Here is a 1,097-nt window from a genome sequence, read left to right as displayed (position 1 = left end):
CGGCGGCCTGCGCGGTGCCGGCGGCGAGCCCGGCGGCGGCGAGGGCGGCCGCCGAGACGGTGACGGTGAGGCGGTGACGGAGCATCATGGGGAAAGCACTCCCGGGCCGGCCCGGCCCCTCGCCGGGCGACTGTGTTCATGACAGCACCGACCGGCCGACCACCGTCAGGCCCGGGACGTGAACGCCTGGTGACCGCGTCTCCACAACCTTCGCCGTCCCGGACGCCACGCCCCGGGCCACGTGCCGAGCGGTCAGCCCCTCAGGACCGCGAGTTCGATCTCCCGGCCGGCCCGGTCTCCGGGCACCGGCAGCGCCACCCCGGAGGGCTCGAAGCCGGCCTTCCGGTACATCGCCTCGGCCCGGGCGTTGTCCTCGTGGACGAACAGCCGCACCCGCTCGATCCGGGGCTCGGTGAGCGACCACGCCCACTCCTGGACGGCCCGGATCAGGTCCTGCGCCAGCCCGGTGCCCCGTGCCTGCGGCCGGACGTAGACCCCGACCACGTGCACCTGGTCGACCGCGATGACGTCGCCCTCCAGGGCCCCGTCCCCGCCGGGCCGCTCGACCAGCCCGGTCATCGTGCCGAGCCAGCGTCCGTCCTCGGCCTCCGCGATGAACTGCGCCACGTGCGGGCCCGTCGCGGCCCGGGTGATGCGGTCCTGCCAGAACTCGTCGGGCCTGGCCGCGGCCTGCTCGTGCGTCTCCAGGAAGGCCACGGCCGCGACCGGGTCCAGCAGCGCTTCCAGGCGGATGTCCCTGGCTTGCGGCCAGTCCTCGGTCCGTACCCGTCTGATGATGGTGGCACTGGTGTTCATCGCGTGATCATTTCATCGGCACCGACAGCCCCCGCAACCGGATTCGGCACCACCGGTCGGACCGGATCGGCCCGGGACGCCTCCAGCAGTCGCGCCAGCAGCGCCGCCGGCCCGTCCGGCAGGCTGCCGTGGACGAGTTCGGTGCGGTGCACCAGCCTGGGCGCGGCGATCGACGCGTGCCCGACCCCGGGCGCCGCCGCGAGCACCGGCTCGGGCAGCAGGGTGAGCCCGTGCCCGGCCGCCACCAGCGCGAGCAGCCCGTGCAGGTCGGTGCCCTGGTA

At 74.9% G+C, this 1,097-nt stretch carries 1 protein-coding gene and 1 pseudogene; both read right to left on the bottom strand.

Annotated features, from left to right (window positions below; genetic code table 11):
• Positions 1 to 252 precede the first annotated feature (252 nt).
• Positions 253 to 816, bottom strand: a complete 564-nt coding sequence (locus KS423_RS46040; RefSeq protein ID WP_224285595.1) for a GNAT family N-acetyltransferase — start codon at positions 814 to 816, stop codon at positions 253 to 255.
• A pseudogene (locus KS423_RS46035) lies at positions 813 to 1,097 on the bottom strand (hypothetical protein); the annotation flags it as partial. The pseudogene KS423_RS46035 and the gene KS423_RS46040, both read right to left, overlap by 4 nt.

The sequence above is a fragment of the Streptomyces sp. LS1784 genome (genome assembly GCF_020103755.1).
Classification (GTDB): domain Bacteria; phylum Actinomycetota; class Actinomycetes; order Streptomycetales; family Streptomycetaceae; genus Kitasatospora.
Note: the sequence above shows the minus strand (reverse complement) of the source record. Positions and strands in the feature narration are given on the sequence as shown.